This window comes from Baia soyae (assembly GCF_004341445.1).
In the GTDB taxonomy this organism is placed as follows: domain Bacteria; phylum Bacillota; class Bacilli; order Thermoactinomycetales; family Thermoactinomycetaceae; genus Baia; species Baia soyae.
Genome location: NZ_SLXV01000002.1, coordinates 56,511 through 75,911 on the forward strand (window position 1 = coordinate 56,511; position 19,401 = coordinate 75,911).

The following is a 19,401-nucleotide window of genomic DNA, read 5'->3' on the forward strand; positions in this document are numbered from 1 at the left end:
AATCTCAAATATGATACATTCCCCATAAGGCAATCCTACGGAGAACGTATCATATTTGAGATTCAGCTCTGTTCTACACGATGATTTGAGTCACTTTTTTCACTACCTCTTGACTCGACTTGCACTCCAATTTACGCATGATACTAGAAACATGTTTTTTTACCGTGCCAACCGATATAAAAAGTTCCTCTGCTATTTCTTTTTGGGAGCATTCTTTTACCATTAACTTTAAAATATTGATCTCAGTTGGGGTTAACAGGGATTGTATTTTATCCATTTCAAGTTGGCTTTTCTCGAATCGAACAAGTCTGCGAAACTCCTTCAGAATCTTATTAGCAAATCGGGGCTGCGGATTATGGTAATAAGTAGAACGAATCATATTAGGAATCTCCTCGAAGTTCGATTTCACAATATAATTAACTGCCCCTGCCCCATAAGAGTCCAAAATAAAGTGATCATCCTCTAGCGAAGTAAGCATAATAACTTTTGCTTGGTGAAACTGGCAGATCTCTAAAGTTGCCTCAATCCCGCTGGCTGACCCTGCTAAACAAATATCCATCAAGATAATATCTACTTTTTCCATTCCACTAGCAAATTGAATCGCTTCTTCCTTCGTCGCGCAGTGCCCCACTACACATAAATCTGTTTGTCTCATCAAGTATTCGGTAAGTCCTCGTTGCCACCGCGGATCGTCTTCGACCAATAGGACGCAAATTGGTTCCACATTGACCCCTCCTTTGTCAGCGGAAAGGACATCAACACCGTTGTCCCCTCTCCTAGTTGACTATGAAATTCCAATGAACCACCATGCTTATTGAGGACACTATAACAGTATGTAAGACCAAGACCCATATTGTGTTCTAGATTTTGTTTGGTTGAAAAGAAAGGCTCTATAATACGATGTACATGTTTTTCAGGAATTCCTATACCTGTATCTCTTATTACGACTCTTGCTTGCTTAGAAGTATAGTCAATTCGAATAAATAGTTCCCCACCACTAGGCATCGCATCGATTCCGTTGATTAGGATATTATTAATGGCTTCTTCAATTTGAAGTTGGTCGCACATCCATCTAGATTCTATCTCAGGAAATGCCCGATGAACCGTAATCCCACTCTTCTCTAATAAAGGCCTCAATCTTTGTAGACTATTTTCTACCATTTCCGTTAAGCTATTTGAAGAAAGCTGTAACTCTCTTTCATTTGTTTGATATTGAATTTTATCCAAAAGAAGCTGAATTCGCTCATAGGAATCAATAATGATCTTCACATCTGTCTGTAACTCTTTATCTCCACTTTGACTAGCCATATGGTCTACTTTGTAGCCTAATAATTTAATAATACCTAAATCATTTTTTAAAGAATGATGAAGAAAAGCGGTACCGATATGAACTGCCTTGAGTGATTGGTTCATTTGATGCTTTTGAATTAATAATCTAACTCCCGCAAATCCATCTCTAAAAACGGAATATAAAAAGACTGCCATGGCATACATCACAATCCACATATTTAATCTCCATACATTTTCATAACCCAATCCACGAATCAGATTATTTGTAATGATAACAAATAGGATAGTCGGGATATAAGCAACATTGGTCCAAAATCTCTCCCGCTTCGCAAACGGATTTTCTTCCTTCATGTACGAATAAATTAATAGAAGTGATGCTGCTAACACATAAGGTCCAATCCAAACAAGTCCCGCTAAGTAAGGCACGCTAAAATGAGGATAAAATGGGTTTAATAAAAACGTGAGAATAATCGGAATAAAAAACAAGACAGACCATGCCCACTGATTTTTTTTTGTAAGAGAAAATGATTTTACAATAGCAAACATAAGAAACGAATAGGGCACGCCATACTGAGTAATAAATGAAGTCAAGTTGTTACCAAACATAGCAACCCCGTACAAAAAGGAGTCAACTTCACAAAAAGGTATGATATCATCTTCTATGACTGCTGACAAACCACCCGATGCCCCACAAAAGGTGGTTGCACTTGCCCAACGAACACTTATGCTTTTCGGTTCCGTCACAATTAATACAATTCCTATTGCCATTAAGAACATAAAGACCAGTAGCATCGAAGATATCCACCCTTAAATAGAGTCATTTTTATCTTAATTGTTGTTGAATAAACTGGGCGACATCTTGAGCAATTCTCTTTCGATATAAAGCAATTCCAGCATGCCCACATTGATAAAGAATGTGTTTTGGCTTCCCCCACGCATCCCAGAGTTGCTGTGAATCTGTCAATTCAACGTATTGATCATACAATCCACTCATAAGTAGGATGTTTTCTTTTGGAACTTTAGGCACGAATTGGCTGGGTTCTAAAATTCTCCAATGCTCTCGCAATGTATGATAATCCACACCATGGCTTTTTAAATCTTGTTTGATATCATTTCCTACTGGTGTATTCCACACCGTATGGGATAAGTTATTGGCATACATGACTGAGACTAGGAAATCTACTTCCTCTTCTACTACACTGATCAAATTGGCAATCAGTCCACCTAAGCTAATCCCGATTACTACAATCTTACCGTCACGATGTTTCTTTAGCCAATAAACGAGTTTTCGAATTTCCGTTACCGCTTGTTGAAAAGCTTGAATCGTCCGTTCTATATGAGCACTGATCATATATTCTCCGCTATAATCCGATCTTACATCCATCCGGTTCATATGATGCGGGAGCATCACAAAAAAGAGATTATAGCCTAAAGCAGAAAAAGAATCGAGGAACAATTGTTTCCCGCGATTCAAACCATCACTCTTCCAACCATGTATCACGATCACATGAACTTGTTGGTCTTTATTTTTTTGAAGATAGTACTCCCCTTGTGAGAGTTTCTGGCGTAAGTCTAACTCGATCCCGCTTGCATAAGAATACGTGCCCATCTCATATTCTGTAAAAATTCCAGCTGGCTTAAGTTGAATATCGTCTAAAATCGGCTTAGGAAATGCTAAGCCAAGCCCTTCCTCAGTAGGCTCATAGACACTCCCACTAACTGGCTGGAACTGAGATTGTCTGCTTTTCTTTCGACAGAAGTTAGTCAATACGATCGAATCTACCAGCACAGACAGATATTTATTCATAGTCATTCCTTCCGGAAACTACGCTCTAATTCACGTATGGTATCATATTCAAATTTATGATTACTATATTACAAAAATATAATATCGTCAATTATAAATATAATAATTTGCTTATACTAAAAACCAACAAAAAAAACGCCCAATTTCAGCGTTCGCAACCTTTTCATTTTCTTTTATTCTATCATTTGGTACTAAGACCTTGTGATCCGTATTTTCAAGAAAAACACCTAAACTCAGCACGACCATCAATTTTATAATGAAATGAACTTGCTTCATATTCTCACCTCACTTTTTTTGCTAGTTGCTCTGATATTGATTAAATACTTTCCCTGATCGTTTTACCTGTCAATTCGATAAAGACATCTTCCAGCGTACCGCTTTCAATCCGTATTTTCTCCCACTCTACCGATCCGAATAAGTTACTACTAATTAGAGAATCCAATAGATGACGTGTAATAGGTGTAGCAGTAATACAAACTTCTTTTTTGCCTTCTGAGGTCTCCGTTATCCGTAGCTCGTTCACTCCTAGTTCATGTAACTGTTCCTCTGTCGGAGCAGATTCTACTTCAAAGATTAATTGTTGCTTGGGGAAATGTTGAAAAATAAGGTCCTGCGGTTTCCCCTGAGCAATGATCTTGCCGTGATCTAGTATAGCAATCTGGTCACATAAAGACTCTGCTTCCTCCATCGAATGCGTAGTGAGGAGAACACTACGTCCTCTTTTCTTCATGTCCTTGATCACTTTCCAAATATAGCGGCGTGCATGCGGATCTAGAGAGCTAGTTGGTTCATCCAAAAACAGGACTTCTGGATCCGATACGAGTGATACAGCAATTAACAACCGTCGCTTCTGCCCGTCTGTAAGTTTTTTCACCATCACATTCTGTTTATCAGCCAATCCCACTACTTCAAGAACCTCGAAAACAGGTCTTGATTTTTCATATAACGAGGCAAATAACTCTAGCATTTCTCGCACTCTTAAGTTTGGATATAAGTTTGCTTCCTGTGGTTGAAGCGCAATTTTCCCTAATAGTTTTGATCTACTTGTTGCCGAATTACTATTTACCATATGGATCTCTCCGGATGTGGGAGAGCGTAGCCCTATAATAGATTCCAAAATCGTCGTTTTTCCTGCTCCATTCGGTCCCAGTAGCCCAAACACTTCATTTTTTGCTACCGAGAAGGAAACATGATCGACAACCACTTTTTCATCATACTTCTTAACAAATTCTTCGACTACAATCGAATTTTCCATAATAATATGTCCTTTCATAAGCCTGATTCTCAGGTGTACATGCATCCGTATCATTTTTCTATTTTGATTTTATCTCGATAAATAAAAGTTAGAAAGTACCATGTTTTTTACTCTATTCAATTCAATATAAATGTTATATAATTAAATTTTTATATTTAAAAAATCAAAGGGAGTCGTCCCTTTTGCGTTAAAAGCAGAACGACTTCCTTTATTTGTTATAAACAACCACAGGCACTACACGTTAATTAAGGTTCCTTCCATAAAATCGCTTACAATTTCATCAAAATATTCTACACTCGGGATACAGGATGAACCGATCTCGTAGAGTTCAGGACGATAAGCACGATTGCAGTAATACTTAGCTACCTTGATCATTCGCGTCTCATGATCCTGCTTCCATCCATTCTCCGCTTGCTGCATGAGGAAAATAACACATGTCAGTTGCGTTACGGATGTTAGAAAGTGAAGTGCGTGTGCTTGTTGTGTCAGATGATCGGCTTGGACTAGATAATCAAACTGGCTGCTCACTTTTTGTAGCTCCTGCCAAGTGATATCTCGTTCCTCTGCGTATTCAGGCAATGAAATCTCATTTAGTATGTTGGACAAGAAGCGGAAGAGGATATTCTGGTTAGTATCAGGTTGATTACGGCACATGTTTTTCCAAAATTCCAGTGCCATAATATTGGTTGCACCTTCCCACACTGTGTTCACTTGAGCATCACGAAGAAGCCTAGGTGTCACGTATTCTTCAATATACCCATTTCCACCGTGCATCTCTAATACCTCTTTTGCATGGAGAACCGATTGCTCGCTACACTTAACTTTTGTCATTGCCAGCAAACACCTTAGTAAGGTAGTGGTAGCAGAAGAAGAGTCTTCTTGTGTGGTATGAACGCGATCAAAATGTATGAGCATTTGCGCCACTAAGGTCCAATTTGCTTCTATATCCACCATCATATTAAGTAATGACTCTCGAATCATCGGATAGGAGATTAAAGAATGTCCAAATGTATGGCGCTCTGTTGCATAGGTGATAGCTTCCGAGAATGCCCGCTGCGAGATGGCAAGAGAACCCGTTGACGTACACATTCGCGAAACATTAAGCGCTTCTGCCATCAACTTAAATCCTTCCTGCTCCTTGCCAATTAGATATCCAACCGCATCTTGTAATATGAGTTCTCCACTCGCCACCGCTCGAACACCTAACTTATCTTTTAATCGCCTGATTGAAACGTGATTCTTAGACCCATCCTTCAACTTATTTGGCAAATAAAACAAACTTAATCCCTTTGTTCCTAGCGTTTCTCCGGTACGTGCTAAAATGAGTGCTCCATCCGCATCACAATTACTTGCAAACCACTTCTCGCCTGTCAAAAGATAATGATCCCCATTTTTAACCGCTTTTGTCGTAACGCTGCCTACATCCGATCCACCTTGAATCTCTGTTAAGAAAGTAGCTCCTTGGTGTAGCGTCTCTCGGTTCATGCTTGCTAAGTGTGGTAAGAATTCCTTCCTCTGTTCCTCTGTGGCATATTTTTCAATCACAAATGCGACTGACATCGTTAAGGTAACTGGACATGTAAAGCCAACCTCTGCTTTGGACATTAACATAAACATCAACTGCGTATAGAAAAAAGGAATCTTACAAGGAACATCTTCCCGATATCTCCAACCCACCACACCCAGTTCATAACAATCACCCACGGTTTGCAGATAGCCTTCGTTATACCAAATTTCATTAATCTCCTCCCCTTGTCGGTTATAACGGATTAGCTTAGGCGCTCCATCACGGTCTGTATACTGAGCTCGTTCTTCCATGGGACCTGCACAATATTCTCCTAATTGATATAGCCTCTCTTCTCCCCAATCTTTTAGATGAGATAAATGTTGCCGAAAATACCTTTGCATGATTGGATCGTTTTGATACCAATTGCGTTTCTTGTTATCCATATAACTAGCTCCTCCGTAAAGATAGGATTTCTATTCTTTATTTCGACAATATTCAAATAAAAACCTATATAACTTTCCAAATGAGCGAGGCAATTTACATAGAAATAATAGGAAGTTAGGTGTCGGCAAATTCGGGAAGTAGATCAAGAGGAAATGGTAGAAATGAGGATATCACATGAAACAAACGATCATGGAACAATTGAAACAGGTTGAACAAGAGTATGGAGTTACGATTTGTTATGCTGCTGAATCAGGAAGTAGAGCTTGGGGATTTGCTTCTCCTAACAGCGACTATGATGTTCGATTTATCTATAAGAGAAATGTACCGGCATATCTTTCATTAGATCCACCAAGGGATGTAATCGAAATCCCCATTCATCAAGACTTAGACTTCCATGGATGGGATCTCTTTAAGGCACTTCGTTTATTTCAAAGTTCCAACGCTACTTTGTTGGAATGGCTTTCTTCTCCGACCGTGTACAGAGAAGAAAGAGATTTTGCTGAGTCACTACGGGAATTAGCAAAAAATCATTTTTCCATTAGACGAACCAGTTTTCATTATTTAAATCTGGCAAAAGGACATGATCTTAGACAAGTGAATCAGAAGGAACAGGTTAAGATTAAAGCCTATTTGTATTTATTGCGATCGATCTTTTGTCTCAACTGGATTGAGCAAAATCAAACCCCGCCTCCTACACTTGTGTGGAGCCTGTTAGATGAAATAGATGTAGACCCTTGGATCAAAGAGAGATTTCAACAACTAGTAGACTTGAAAAAAGAATCGGATGAGTTGGGGCTGATTGGGGCAGACATAGAGTTGAATGATGTCATTCATCAAGAGTTAGCTCGTTATGAAGAGCAAATTCCTTCTTTACCGGATCGTAAGTTAGAGAGTAGTTTGTTAAATCGATTGATTTGGGAAGAGCTATCCTGATTTTTTCCATTTCATACATTAATTCATTCCATTATGGGAGCAAGCCCGGGGCATGTACCTAGTCTGTTCCTACTTACGAAGAAACAAGTATTCCATTCTAGAGTGTATCTCAGACTAGTTACTCAGTAATTTTGCTTTCCCGAAGAATCTTCATAAATTCTCCCAAGCCCTGATTCGGTTCCACAAGGAAAGTCATACAACCTGCTCGCTTCCCTGCTTGAATATCTGTATCCCTATCGCCCACCATCCATGAGTAGGCTAAATTGATGTGATGCTTCTTAGCCAAATCTAAAATCATCTTCGGACTTGGTTTTCGGCAATCACATAGGGTCTTTCTTGGATGATGAGGGCACAGCACGATCTCATCCACTTCGATTAGCGTCTGTAAGTGATCATGAATGGCGTTCACTTGTTGCAGTGAATGAACACCCCAGTCAATGCCCCCTTGGTTGGTCACGACGAAGATTTTGAACCCCATTTGCCTGAGCTCTTGAATATCTTCTGCCACACCCTGACAAAGGTATAGGTTCTTTGGAGATGTAACGAAGGTAACACGATCACTCTGGCATTCGTTGATAACACCGTCCCTATCTAAGAAGATCGCTTTATTCATCGCAACTACCCCCTTATTCTTTTAGTACCCCATATCCCGTAATATTTTTGCCAATGTTCTCAGTCGTTCACTGATCATTTCATCGTCCTCGCTCAATGTTTGACTAAACAGCTTAATATCTTCGTTAATTTTCTCATTGTCCGTGCAAATCGCTACTGTCATAGCATCTCCTTGCAAACCAATTCGATCAATAACAGGCTTTTGTGGATCATACAAATTCTCGTATCTGTATGCTTCACGAAAATAGGCTAATGAGCGACAAATCAGGATGGATAGATCCAAAACACGATGGAGCGGTAGTTCCTCTGATTGCCTTGACCATTTCTCTCCGGTATATCTCCATACTTTCGCCGAGATATCCACTTTTCCTCGATCGTTCCATTGTGCTAATCCCAAAGAAAGTCCTTTTGCATCTGTATTTTGGGCGAGTCGGCCGTCAACCTGTTCGTAATTCTCTGATACGACAACAGGCTTATGTTTTAATGTAGTTGGCAGTTTCACGTTACTCCCTCTTTCTAATTACTAATTTAGTAATTTAGTAAATTACTAAAATCATCATATTCTACATTTCCACTTTCGTCAATCCAAATGCTTATTTTTTGCTTTAGACAAACAGAAGACCCTACTCAGTTATAATCCGAATAGGGCCTTGGGATAGGGCTTAGCTTATGTTACATACTTATACATCTGATGGATGGCTGCTTTTTCTAAACGGGATACTTGTGCTTGTGAAATCCCAATTTCTTCAGCAACTTCCATCTGGGTCTTTCCTTCGAAGAAACGCATAGATAAGATCATTTTTTCCCGATCATTTAATCGATTTAATGCTTCTTTTAACGCAATCTCTTCTACCCACTGTAAATCCTTCGTTCTTTCATCACTTAATTGATCCATGACATAGATCGGGTCACCGCCATCTTGATAGACAGGTTCAAAGAGCGATACCGGATCCTGGATCGCATCCAGAGCAAAAACGACATCTTCTTTGGGAACATTAAGGATCTCAGAAATCTCATGAATTGTAGGTTCACGAGAATGTTTATTCGTTAATGCATCACGTACCTGCAATGCTTTATATGCAATATCGCGCAACGAACGCGATACACGAATCGGGTTATTATCACGAAGGTATCTCCTGATCTCTCCGATAATCATCGGCACTGCATAAGTAGAGAATTTGACATTCTGGCCTAAATCAAAGTTGTCGATAGCTTTCATAAGTCCGATACAACCTACTTGAAAGAGGTCGTCTACATTTTCCCCACGGTTGTTAAAACGTTGGATAACACTTAAAACAAGACGTAAATTGCCATTTACCAGCTTTTCTCTAGCTGATCGATCACCGTCTTGGTATTCGCGAAACAGCACCCGCATTTCTTGGTTTTTTAATACAGGTAGCTTCGATGTATCAACTCCGCATATTTCTACTTTGTTCCGCGCCATAAAAGTACCTCCTCAGATGCAACTATTGGTAAGTATCTCCTGAGGAGGGAAATTTATAATCAAACCCAAAGAAATTAAATTTATACCATTTTAAACAAAAAATTCCTTCTTTACCGAACGAATGTTCTTGTTTATAATGAACTAGGACACAATCAAACCATCTTGTTGAATTCTTTTCGTAGTCTCTTAATAATCCTTTTTTCCAAACGAGAAATATAAGATTGAGAGATTCCAAGTAAGTCTGCAACGTCTTTTTGTGTCTTTTCTTCGCCACCATCTAATCCAAAACGAAGAACCATAATCTTTCTTTCACGATCTGATAGATTTGATAGAGCAGAACGCAAAATTTTTCGATCTACTTGATCTTCTAAATCACGGTAGATAATATCATTTTCAGTTCCCATCACATCAGATAGCAATAATTCGTTTCCGTCCCAATCTATGTTTAAGGGTTCATCGAAAGATACTTCGGACCGAATCTTATTATTGCGACGTAGGAACATCAAAATTTCATTTTCAATACAACGAGAGGCATAAGTAGCCAACTTAATTTTTTTAGAAGGATCAAATGTATTCACTGCTTTAATTAAGCCAATTGTGCCTATGGAGACTAGGTCCTCGATATTAATCCCTGTATTTTCAAACTTACGGGCAATATAGACAACCAGACGAAGATTTCTTTCGATCAACATCGCTCGAACAGCAGTATCTCCACTTGGAAGGCGTAGGAGAAGATGTTCTTCTTCCTCTCTTGTCAGCGGTGGCGGCAGTGCTTCACTTCCACCAATATAATAGAGTTCTTCGCCTTTTAGCCCCATGTAGATTAGCATACGATACCAAAAAAGTTGGCATAAGAGCTTCCACTTTATAACCATGGATCTACCCCTTTCATCGGTCTACATAGTGACTTAACTTACTACAGAGTAACAAGAAGGATGAATAATAGCTTGATAGGTTCCATCAGATGAGATTCGTCCGACATCTATTCCTATGAGAACTTTTCCCACATTATTCCACTCATCTTCTTTCCAAATTTCCACAGAATCTGGCTTAAAGGCAATCATCATTTCATGATCGCTACCTGCCACTCGATACGGAATAATGCGAATTTTAATCATCCACTCTGGCGGGATTTCCGTCCAGCCCTTCTCCCAATCCTTAGCCCTTACCATGCTAAATACTTCTTGTGGGAGAAAGTCTTGTAACTGTTCCATCTCAACCATCATGACGGGCGAACGTGTAATGGGATCTCTTAGCTGATTCCCTGTGTCAACCAGCCCTGTACAATCCACTTTGATTCCATCCAACGTGATTCGCACAGGGACCAGAAACTGATGAAATTCAGATCGCTCTTGAATGGAGCCAAACGAAATCTTGGTGTAACCCCAAACTAACGGAAATCCAATCATGAGAAATACCCATGAGACAGGGGAACCCCATCCATTTGGAGACTCTGTAAACAAGATCCCTCCACCGATGTCAGATGTCCCTGTAATAAAGTAATGCAAGGCCATCATGGCTCCGCCTGTGACGAAACAAACTAGATAGAATACTCCGAGATTTCGTAGATAGGCGTATGGATGATGGTAGCCAAATGCACACCAAATCATCAGCAACGATACTAATAACTTAGCTGGTAACGAGTATGCTGGAATAAAGTCAGGCCACAATTGTAGGGTGGCATAAACGCCCCCCATGATGGCCGCACACCATAACCTCCACCAAGTGAATCGTTGCTTACGGATCCCAGAAGTAAGCCATAGGAGTAATAAATCGATACAGCCATTGAGAAGGAATACGACATCTGCATAAACCGTCACAGAATCTGTCCCTCCTCTGTCCTTTGAATGAATTTAGTATATCTTAATCTATATTTCAAAGTCTGTTGAAACTTGCCCTAAAAATCTTATTTCTTTCGTCGAAAAAAAGAAAAAAAAAGCGAAAATCGATAATCGATTCGCGCTTCAAACTAGGGACTACTTTCTTTATTTTTTTAATTGGTTACGTAAAAAAGTTGGGATATCATATGTTTCATCTAATACTCTGCCATCCCTACTATTTTTAGGTTGCTTTTGATCTTGTATAGGAGCATAGCGATATGAAGCTGTTTCATAGGATGATGTTTGGTTTGACTGTGCATCTTCCATACGGAAGCCATCGTTTGGAAACAGCGGTTTATAAGGATCTGACGAATTTCGCATCCCATTGGACGAGTTCATCTGCGGCTTTCTCCCTACACGTGGATCATTTTTAGCAGAATCAAATCCTGTAGCGATCACAGTAACACGAATCTCGTCTTTTAAATCTTCGTTAATAACAGCACCAAAGATCATGTTAACATCTGCATGGGAGGCACGCATCACGATATCTGCCGCCTCATTCACCTCATAAAGACTTAGATTATTTCCACCCGTAATATTCATTAGAACTCCACGAGCCCCGTCAATGGAAGTCTCTAGCAATGGACTACAGATTGCCTTGCGAGCTGCTTCTGCGGCACGATTTTCGCCCGAAGCAGAACCGATTCCCATCAAAGCAGATCCTCTCTCTGTCATAATGGTTTTCACGTCAGCGAAGTCTAAGTTAATCAAACCAGGAACCGCAATCAAATCAGAGATCCCTTGTACACCCTGACGTAAAACATTATCGGCTTCCCGGAATGCTTCTAACATAGGCGTATTTTTATCTACAATCTCTAACAGGCGATCGTTTGGAATAACGATTAATGTATCGACATTCTCTTTCAGCGCGGTAACACCTGATTCAGCCTGAAGGGATCTTTTCTTTCCTTCAAAAGCAAATGGTTTCGTCACCACTCCTACGGTTAGTGCACCAATCTCTCTTGCAATTAATGCAATTTCAGGAGCAGCTCCTGTTCCAGTACCGCCACCCATACCTGCCGTAACAAAAACCATATCCGCACCACGAAGAGCGTTTTCAATCTGTTCTCGACTCTCTTCTGCTGCCTTTTTTCCTACTTCTGGCTTCGCGCCTGCACCAAGTCCACGTGTAAGCTTCTCACCAATTTGCAATTTAATAGGCGCTTTCGAACGGTGGAGTGCTTGCGCATCTGTATTGACTGCGATAAATTCTACACCTTGCACTCCTGCATCAATCATACGATTGACCGCGTTACTGCCACCACCACCTACTCCGATGACCTTAATCTGTGCAATCATCTCATGTTCTAGATCCATACCAAATTCAAAACCCATGACCAGGTTCCCTCCTATGCGAAATATAATGACATAACTTCGTTTTTTAGTGAATTATATAAAATCACTAAACCAATTTTTCATCTTAGAAAAAGCAGATTCCCCATGTTGTTTCTTGGAACGAGCTACGTCGTTAGGAATGGTTTCAGGTACTTGAATCATTCCACGTTGATCCAAATAGTGAACCATACTCACCCCGCCCATATAACTAGGCTCATTTACTCCTATGTTTTCTGGCTGGGCCACGCGGACAGGTTGTCCTAAATATTTTTGTGCTGTGGCAAGAATATTCCGCGTAGACATAACGCCACCCGTTAATACGAAGCCACCTGATGGGCGATCGCTTACTCCCATATATTGCAATTGTTGTCGCACTAGGTAGAACATCTCAGAAAGTCTTGACTCTATAATCTCTGCTAGGTTGTCTTGCTGATACACGACTTCCTTCTGATCATTGAGGGTCTGAACTGAAAAACTTTCATTTTTATTTGCTAGATCAGCTAACGCACAACCATACTTACATTTGATTTCCTCTGCAACATCACTATGGGTTCTAAGCACGATGGCAATATCGCTCGTTAGATATTCACCACCCATTGGGATGACTGCAGTTCCAGTTAAATTGCCTTGATGATAGGCCGAAATCGTAATAGTACCACCACCGAAATCTAATAGTACGACACCGATTTGCTTCTCATCCAAAGTGAGACAAGCTTCTCCCAATGCATGGGGAAGATAGATCACACCGGCGATTTCTAACTGTGCTTTTTCTAAGCAACGCTCCATATTTTGGATAACGGTCTTAGTAGCAGTGAGCACCATTGCTTCTACCTCTAATCGAACACCAAACATACCACGAGGATCTCGAATCTCGCTAACTCCATCCACGATATATTGGGTGGGTACCACATCAAAAATGGTACGCTCTTGAGGTAGATTAATAACACGACACGCCTGCAAGACTCGATCCAAATCCTGGTTCTCGATGACCCGAGACTCACTCGAAACAGCAACGAGACCATGACTGTGCTGAACGGCAACATGGTTCCCAGAAATTCCTACATAGACTTTGGAAATCTCTATCCCAACCATTCGCTCCGCTTGTTGAATTGCTTGGCGAACGGAGAATACTGCTTGGTCCAGATCAACAATGGCACCTTTTTTCATCCCCAGTGATTTGGCCGTGCCTACACCGACGATTTGTAAATTACCATCAGCATGCATTTCTGCAATAAACGCTTTTATTTGCGTAGTCCCAATATCCAACGTCACAATGAACTGATCGTTCAAACTGGGCACCTCCTCGCCCGATTTGGCAACTCTTTTTTGGGAGGAAAAAGCATTACCCTCTGACTAATTCAACAGATCAAGAAAGATCACCTTTTTTTATAAAACGAAAAACAGTAAATAAATTACATCCATACCCATTATTGGGATTCATGTATGGTGCCGGGTGTAAACCATACGCTCTCTAATAAATACAAAGCACCTGAAGGTTGATTGTGAAAGGAAGAATAAAGTTTCATCTTCTCAGGTAAATCTTCGATACGAACATAAATGTTATGTCCCATCTTACTGTGTAGAACCATTTGATCCGGATACCCTTCTACTGGGTAAATATACGTTATCTCTTTAAAATCCGAAAAGGAACAACGTGAGAACATCTCCACTGCCTGGCGAAACACCTCACTATTTAGATCCCATTTTTCAAATATAGGGGCTTGTTGTAACATGGAAACCGTATTCCTTTGAGTCATGATCTTTCCATTTTCCAAAAGAGGAAGAACTGCCCCATCCTCTGTTCTTACAAATGCGACCATTCGTTGCTCTTGTAATGTAACGGTAATTTTGCTTGGAAATGACCTATGTACTTCTACCCGTTTTATTTCTGGGATGTTCGCAATTGCTTTTTGAGCATCTTGCGGGCGAAACGCAAAATAGGAGCCACCTACTTTAGTTCCTAACTTGCTGGAAATCTCCTTTTGTGGAACTAGTTGATTTCCTTCGATTACGATTTGTTCGATTTTTCCGAGCGGAGAACGTAAGAGAAGAACAAACATAAAACCCATAAAAAACAAAAAGATCAGAAGCAGAGCCCAGATCGAGGAAGCCTTTTGACGAACAGCCTTCACTCGTAATGGGGGAACTCGATCATTCAATCCAATCGTCCTCTCCTCATATCTGCCTGTCGAATCTATGGAGTACCCTCACAATAATCTTCCATATATATTACCACAAATAGTGAGAGGGGAAAGATAATAATAATCCTTTTTGATAATATGGACAAAAATTAAAAACAGCCAACTTACTCAAAGTCAGCTGTTCCTTTACTCCATTTAGGCTTCTCCGATCACCTGTACTTCAGGCTCTAGTTCAACATGGTACTTTTCGCGAATCGTCTTTTGAACATGTGCAATTAAATTGAGGACATCTTGTGCTGTCGCCTGATCTATATTGACAATGAAGTTACAGTGCATAGTGGAAACTTCTGCACCACCGATTCGGTATCCCCTGAGCCCAGCTTCCTCGATTAAGCGCCCCGAGAAATCGCCAGCCGGATTACGGAATACACTTCCCGCACAAGGGAGCTGCAGGGGCTGTGTCTGACGACGACGATCCTTGAACCTGGTTAATGCGTCTGTAATCGCTACAGCATCCCCTTCCGTAAGCTGAAACGTCGCTTCTGTTACAATCCCACGCAAGTCTTTCTGTAGAACCGATGTGCGGTAGGAAAACGCAAGCTGTTCATTAGACAATGTCACCCACTCACCCGATTCTAACAACACTTCTGCTGAAACGAGGACCTCTGAAACATCTGAACCATGAGCGCCACCGTTCATATAAACAGCCCCACCGATGTTACCCGGTATCCCTCCAGCAAATTCGAAGCCCGTAAGCCCTTGGCGTGCTGTCTTCGTAGCAAGCATAACAGTGGAAGTTCCACCCCCTGCGATTACCTTCGTTCCTTGAAATTCGAAGTATTCAAATCCTTTATCTAACTTAATGACAACTCCACGAATCCCTCCATCTCGGACCAAAAGGTTAGAACCCCGACCGATAACTCTCCATGGAAGCTTGTGTTTGTTGATTACTTTCATCACATTCTCTAGCTCATCTTTTGTCTTTACATTAATCAAAAAGTCTGCTGGTCCGCCCACTTTCCACGTGGTGTGACGGGACAATGGTTCGTTCTCTTTTATGTCTTGAACTCCTACACGATTCAAGTCTTCTACAAATGGTTTTCTCATTTTGTCCCCTCCTACTAGATGCTAGACCATGTGAGTGGGTCCTGAGATTCGTTCACATCTATGTTTATGCGTACCTTATCTATTCGTATTGCGCGATAAATTTAAGAGAATTCCTACTGCTACCAGTGTTAAAGTAAGAGATGATCCACCATAGCTGAGAAAAGGCAAGGTGATCCCCGTAACAGGAAATGTTCCTGAAACCACTCCTATATTGATAACAACTTGGATCATGAGCATAGAGGTGATCCCTGTTGCGACCAAACAACTAAACAAATCTTGCGCGCGAATCGCAGTACGATAGCCTCTCCAGATTAACACTCCAAATAACGTTATTACAATGGTAATTCCCAGAAACCCTAGCTCTTCTGACAAGATCGAAAAAATAAAATCAGTATGCGGCTCTGGTAAGTATAAATGTTTTTGTCTACTCATGCCAAATCCCAAACCAAGGAGCCGACCGGGACCAATCGCATAGAGAGACTGGATCAGTTGATATCCCGTTCCCTGCGGATCGGACCATGGATCAAAAAAAGAGGTGATGCGCTTAATCCGATACGTCGCTTCTAACACTAGGCCCGTAAAGCCGGCAACACCTAATAAAGCAAACCCTCCTAGATGCTTCATCTTGGCACCCGCTACAAAGATTAATAAAATCCCTGTCCCAACTAACACCGTACCCGTTCCCAAATCAGGCTGGCACATAATGAGCCCAAATGCTCCGCCCAAGATACCCATAGCAGGTAAGAACCCTTTTCGAAATCGCCCGATTTGAAAAGTGGGTTGGGAAAATAACTTCGCTAAGAAAAAGATCATCGCCAGTTTCGTAAATTCAGATGGTTGAATACTAAAGGCTCCAATCCCAAGCCAACTACGAGCACCGTTGCGCCAGATCCCTACACCCGGTATTAAAACAATCACTAATAAGATAAAGCATATGATCACGGCAGGTTTTGCCATATCATATAACTTCTTCCGATCTACATTGGTTACAAGAAACATAAAAAACACGCCCAATGCCGCAAACAAGAGCTGACGCTTTGCGAAATAAAAGCTATCACCATATTTGTGAAACGCCATCGAAGCACTAGCGCTATACACCATCATTACTCCAATGGTAAGTAATAATAGAATAGCGACTACGATCACAAAATCAGGACTCTTTTTCGTTTTTTGCATAGACGTGCTCACCTCATTTAAGCTTCCGAAGCATTCTCTTTATACAAGCCTATGCACAGCTTGTTTAAAAATGCTTCCTCTTTGCTCAAATGAGGTATATAAGTCCCAACTTGCACATGCTGGAGAGAGAACGACTACATCTCCCGAACGAGAAATCTCGTGAGCGGAATAGACGGCTTCTTCGATATCCTCTACTTGGATAATCGATTCTATACCCGCCTCTCTCGCTCGCAATGCTAAAATCGGAGACGACTCTCCATAAGCAATCACGGCTTGTACATGCTCAGACAAAACCGGAATCAGCTCTTGAAAGTCTACTCCTCGATCCAGTCCACCTGCAATCCAAACGATAGGCTCTTCAAAAGAAGTAAGCGCCGTTAAAGTAGCCTGCGCATTAGTCGCTTTCGAATCGTTATAATAACGAACTCCTTCGATCGTCTCTACATACTCCAATCGATGTTCCACACCACCGAACATTCGAATCGTCTCTGCAATTCTCTCTATATGAGCTCCAGCGACGATTGAGATAGCAGTCGCAGCTAGTACATTCTCTAGATTAAATGGTCCAGGTAGAGCAACCTCTTCCACAGGGAGAATCGCTGTTTCTTTCCCATCTAGATTCGAGATAATCCAACCATCTTTTATAAATACACCTTGACCGGCCACTTCGTCTTTTGAAAACCAGATTATACGACTATTTAGATTCCCATCTTCTACTAGCTCTCTACAGATAGCCGAATCAGCATTTAGAATGGCCACATCATCTGGAGTTTGATTTTGAAATAGGTTCCATTTTGATGTGACATAGTCCTCCATCGTCTGATGGTAATCCATGTGCGCAGGAGTCACATTTAATAATGCAGCGATTTTAGGTTGAAATGTTACGGTTCCTTTTAGCTGGAAGCTACTTAATTCTGCTACGAGCCAGTCGCTTTCCGAAAGCCCGGGCGTTACTTCAGATAATGCTTGGCCAATATTGCCCGCTACCGTTACTGAAACCTCGCTATTTTGTAGCATCTTGCCTACTAACGTGGTGGTAGTAGTTTTGCCATTGGAACCTGTAATCCCAATGATCGGGGCTTTACTAAATTGGCTTGCAATCTCTACTTCTGTTACCACCGGAATTCCTAGCTTAAGTGCCTGCTCAATCGGTTTAATGTGATACGGAATTCCAGGATTTTTTACGACTAGGTCAACCTGCCGACAGATTAGATCGTCAGGGTGTCCGCCACAAATCACAGAGATACCCATTTGCTCTAACGGATCTGCTTCATTTGCACACTCGATCCGTTCTCTAGCATCATTCACGATCACCTTCGCACCTTGCTCTACAAGCAACTTTGCTACAGCAAAACCGCTTCTCGCTAATCCGAGAACGACTACCTGCTTATCTTGAAACAAACCAGTCATCTTATTTGCCTCCTCCTGGATGGAGTAAGGCCATTTCGAAGAACACTCCAAGAGCTCCACAAACCAAGCCTACCAAACTAAATACCGCTACGATCTTCCATTCAGACCAGCCAATCAATTCAAAGTGATGATGCAGGGGACTCATCTTGAAGATCCGCTTTTTACGGAACTTAAACGAGAGAACCTGAAGAATAACCGACAAAGTCTCGACTACAAATACAATTCCAATCAGCGGCAATAAAAACTCTGTCTTCGTAATAATGGCGAGTGCAGCCAGCCCGCCACCGAGCGCCAGTGAGCCCGTATCCCCCATAAACACTTTAGCTGGATGGGCATTAAAAACAAGGAATCCAAGCAAAGCGCCAATTACGGAAAAAGCAAAGATATAGACAGTTTGATTCCCTTGCCAAATTCCGATTACAGCGTAAGCACCATATGCCATCACAGCAGTACTTGATAAAAGACCATCTAAACCATCTGTTAAGTTTAACGCGTTTGAAAAGCCTACTAAAAGTAAAACCAAGAAAGGCAGGTAGAGCCAGTTAATAAAATAAGTTCCAATTCCAGGAACGTGAACACTAAAAATCGCCTTTGAGGCCCCTGCTAAATCTTGGGTATTTAGATACCGAACATTTAACAGGACAGCAAATACAATCACTGCAATAAATAGTTGACCCAGCAACTTTTGACTTGCGGTCAAGCCTAAGCTTCGTTTCATAACCACTTTAATATAATCATCCAAAAATCCAATAATACCGTATCCGGCTGTAGCAAATAAAAGGAGGAACAAGTCTGCGTTGACAATCTGTCCTGAATCACTATCTCGATACAAGAAGTAACTGCTAAAAGGAAGTGCTGTCAACACAAGAGCGATTAAGATAATCACCCCACCCATCGTAGGCGTTCCTGCCTTTTTCAAATGGGCTTGCGGTCCCTCTTCGCGGATACTTTGTCCAAATTTAAGACGTCGTAACGTCGGGATCACCATGGGGCCTAATATGACAGCCAGGCCAAATGCAACCATGATCGGGATTAGATACTCTCGAATATCTATGTTTGT

The 19,401-nt window shown here is 41.1% G+C and carries 18 protein-coding genes; 1 reads left to right on the forward strand and 17 read right to left on the reverse strand.

The features are described 5' to 3' along the window. Nucleotides 1–73: 73 nt before the first annotated feature. From EDD57_RS01120 to EDD57_RS01140, 5 genes are all read right to left on the reverse strand, one after another. Entirely contained in the window at nt 74–724 is a 651-nt protein-coding gene (locus EDD57_RS01120) for a response regulator transcription factor (protein ID WP_131847502.1), read from the reverse strand. After that, nucleotides 655–2,082, reverse strand: coding sequence for a sensor histidine kinase (locus tag EDD57_RS01125; RefSeq protein WP_131847504.1), 1,428 nt, complete (start codon nt 2,080–2,082; stop codon nt 655–657). Before EDD57_RS01125 ends, EDD57_RS01120 begins: the two co-directional genes overlap by 70 nt. Nucleotides 2,083–2,113: 31 nt before the next feature. Further along, the gene (locus EDD57_RS01130; protein ID WP_131847506.1) at nt 2,114–3,097 is read right to left on the reverse strand and encodes an alpha/beta hydrolase family protein; all 984 of its coding nucleotides are present in this window, start codon (nt 3,095–3,097) and stop codon (nt 2,114–2,116) included. A gap of 316 nt (nt 3,098–3,413) precedes the next feature. Beyond that, a complete protein-coding gene (locus EDD57_RS01135; RefSeq protein ID WP_131847508.1) occupies nt 3,414–4,352 on the reverse strand; it encodes an ABC transporter ATP-binding protein in 939 nt (312 codons plus the stop codon). Nucleotides 4,353–4,586: 234 nt separating this feature from the next. Beyond that, the gene (locus EDD57_RS01140; protein WP_131847510.1) at nt 4,587–6,302 is read right to left on the reverse strand and encodes an acyl-CoA dehydrogenase family protein; all 1,716 of its coding nucleotides are present in this window, start codon (nt 6,300–6,302) and stop codon (nt 4,587–4,589) included. A 175-nt stretch (nt 6,303–6,477) separates the two neighbouring features. On the opposite strand from EDD57_RS01140, the gene EDD57_RS01145 reads away from it, so the two are divergent. Beyond that, the gene (locus tag EDD57_RS01145) at nt 6,478–7,236 is read left to right on the forward strand and encodes a nucleotidyltransferase domain-containing protein (RefSeq protein ID WP_131847512.1); all 759 of its coding nucleotides are present in this window, start codon (nt 6,478–6,480) and stop codon (nt 7,234–7,236) included. A 118-nt stretch (nt 7,237–7,354) separates the two neighbouring features. On the opposite strand, the gene EDD57_RS01150 is transcribed toward EDD57_RS01145, so the two are convergent. From EDD57_RS01150 to mraY, 12 genes are all read right to left on the reverse strand, one after another. Then, complete coding sequence (locus EDD57_RS01150) at nt 7,355–7,849, reverse strand: D-glycero-alpha-D-manno-heptose-1,7-bisphosphate 7-phosphatase (protein WP_131847514.1); 495 nt, start codon at nt 7,847–7,849, stop codon at nt 7,355–7,357. 21 nt (nt 7,850–7,870) lie between these two features. Next, complete coding sequence (locus EDD57_RS01155) at nt 7,871–8,350, reverse strand: DUF6530 family protein (RefSeq protein WP_131847516.1); 480 nt, start codon at nt 8,348–8,350, stop codon at nt 7,871–7,873. Nucleotides 8,351–8,515: 165 nt separating this feature from the next. After that, a complete protein-coding gene (sigG, locus tag EDD57_RS01160) occupies nt 8,516–9,292 on the reverse strand; it encodes an RNA polymerase sporulation sigma factor SigG (RefSeq protein WP_131847518.1) in 777 nt (258 codons plus the stop codon). 152 nt (nt 9,293–9,444) lie between these two features. Next, nucleotides 9,445–10,167, reverse strand: a complete 723-nt coding sequence (gene sigE / locus EDD57_RS01165) for an RNA polymerase sporulation sigma factor SigE (protein ID WP_072331706.1) — start codon at nt 10,165–10,167, stop codon at nt 9,445–9,447. Between the two features lie 33 nt (nt 10,168–10,200). Then, the gene (spoIIGA, locus tag EDD57_RS01170) at nt 10,201–11,112 is read right to left on the reverse strand and encodes a sigma-E processing peptidase SpoIIGA (RefSeq protein ID WP_165873621.1); all 912 of its coding nucleotides are present in this window, start codon (nt 11,110–11,112) and stop codon (nt 10,201–10,203) included. Between the two features lie 165 nt (nt 11,113–11,277). Continuing rightward, nucleotides 11,278–12,507, reverse strand: coding sequence for a cell division protein FtsZ (gene ftsZ / locus EDD57_RS01175; protein ID WP_207896780.1), 1,230 nt, complete (start codon nt 12,505–12,507; stop codon nt 11,278–11,280). A 54-nt stretch (nt 12,508–12,561) separates the two neighbouring features. Further along, nucleotides 12,562–13,797 (reverse strand): cell division protein FtsA, encoded by a 1,236-nt coding sequence (gene ftsA, locus EDD57_RS01180; protein ID WP_165873622.1) that lies wholly within the window; start codon nt 13,795–13,797, stop codon nt 12,562–12,564. A gap of 137 nt (nt 13,798–13,934) precedes the next feature. Continuing rightward, nucleotides 13,935–14,666, reverse strand: coding sequence for a cell division protein FtsQ/DivIB (locus EDD57_RS01185; RefSeq protein ID WP_131847523.1), 732 nt, complete (start codon nt 14,664–14,666; stop codon nt 13,935–13,937). 177 nt (nt 14,667–14,843) lie between these two features. Next, on the reverse strand, nt 14,844–15,755 hold the full coding sequence (gene murB, locus EDD57_RS01190; protein ID WP_131847525.1) for a UDP-N-acetylmuramate dehydrogenase: 912 nt from the start codon (nt 15,753–15,755) through the stop codon (nt 14,844–14,846). A gap of 75 nt (nt 15,756–15,830) precedes the next feature. Then, nucleotides 15,831–16,931 (reverse strand): stage V sporulation protein E, encoded by a 1,101-nt coding sequence (spoVE, locus tag EDD57_RS01195; RefSeq protein WP_131847527.1) that lies wholly within the window; start codon nt 16,929–16,931, stop codon nt 15,831–15,833. A gap of 39 nt (nt 16,932–16,970) precedes the next feature. Then, nucleotides 16,971–18,341: a UDP-N-acetylmuramoyl-L-alanine--D-glutamate ligase gene (gene murD / locus EDD57_RS01200; RefSeq protein WP_131847529.1), complete on the reverse strand. Its 1,371-nt coding sequence runs from the start codon at nt 18,339–18,341 to the stop codon at nt 16,971–16,973. A gap of 1 nt (nt 18,342) precedes the next feature. Next, the gene (gene mraY, locus EDD57_RS01205) at nt 18,343–19,395 is read right to left on the reverse strand and encodes a phospho-N-acetylmuramoyl-pentapeptide-transferase (RefSeq protein WP_131847648.1); all 1,053 of its coding nucleotides are present in this window, start codon (nt 19,393–19,395) and stop codon (nt 18,343–18,345) included. Nucleotides 19,396–19,401: the final 6 nt, after the last annotated feature.

Excerpts from the sequence above, each read along its gene's own strand:
- ftsZ (WP_207896780.1), bottom strand. The coding sequence starts at position 12,507 with ATGGGTTTTGAATTTGGTATGGATCTAGAACATGAGATGATTGCACAG.
- EDD57_RS01125 (WP_131847504.1), bottom strand. The coding sequence starts at position 2,082 with ATGCTACTGGTCTTTATGTTCTTAATGGCAATAGGAATTGTATTAATT.
- murB (WP_131847525.1), bottom strand. The coding sequence starts at position 15,755 with ATGAGAAAACCATTTGTAGAAGACTTGAATCGTGTAGGAGTTCAAGAC.
- EDD57_RS01145 (WP_131847512.1), top strand. The coding sequence starts at position 6,478 with ATGAAACAAACGATCATGGAACAATTGAAACAGGTTGAACAAGAGTAT.
- EDD57_RS01140 (WP_131847510.1), bottom strand. The coding sequence starts at position 6,302 with ATGGATAACAAGAAACGCAATTGGTATCAAAACGATCCAATCATGCAA.
- EDD57_RS01130 (WP_131847506.1), bottom strand. The coding sequence starts at position 3,097 with ATGAATAAATATCTGTCTGTGCTGGTAGATTCGATCGTATTGACTAAC.
- sigG (WP_131847518.1), bottom strand. The coding sequence starts at position 9,292 with ATGGCGCGGAACAAAGTAGAAATATGCGGAGTTGATACATCGAAGCTA.
- spoVE (WP_131847527.1), bottom strand. The coding sequence starts at position 16,931 with ATGCAAAAAACGAAAAAGAGTCCTGATTTTGTGATCGTAGTCGCTATT.
- murD (WP_131847529.1), bottom strand. The coding sequence starts at position 18,341 with ATGACTGGTTTGTTTCAAGATAAGCAGGTAGTCGTTCTCGGATTAGCG.
- EDD57_RS01135 (WP_131847508.1), bottom strand. The coding sequence starts at position 4,352 with ATGGAAAATTCGATTGTAGTCGAAGAATTTGTTAAGAAGTATGATGAA.
- sigE (WP_072331706.1), bottom strand. The coding sequence starts at position 10,167 with ATGGTTATAAAGTGGAAGCTCTTATGCCAACTTTTTTGGTATCGTATG.
- EDD57_RS01150 (WP_131847514.1), bottom strand. The coding sequence starts at position 7,849 with ATGAATAAAGCGATCTTCTTAGATAGGGACGGTGTTATCAACGAATGC.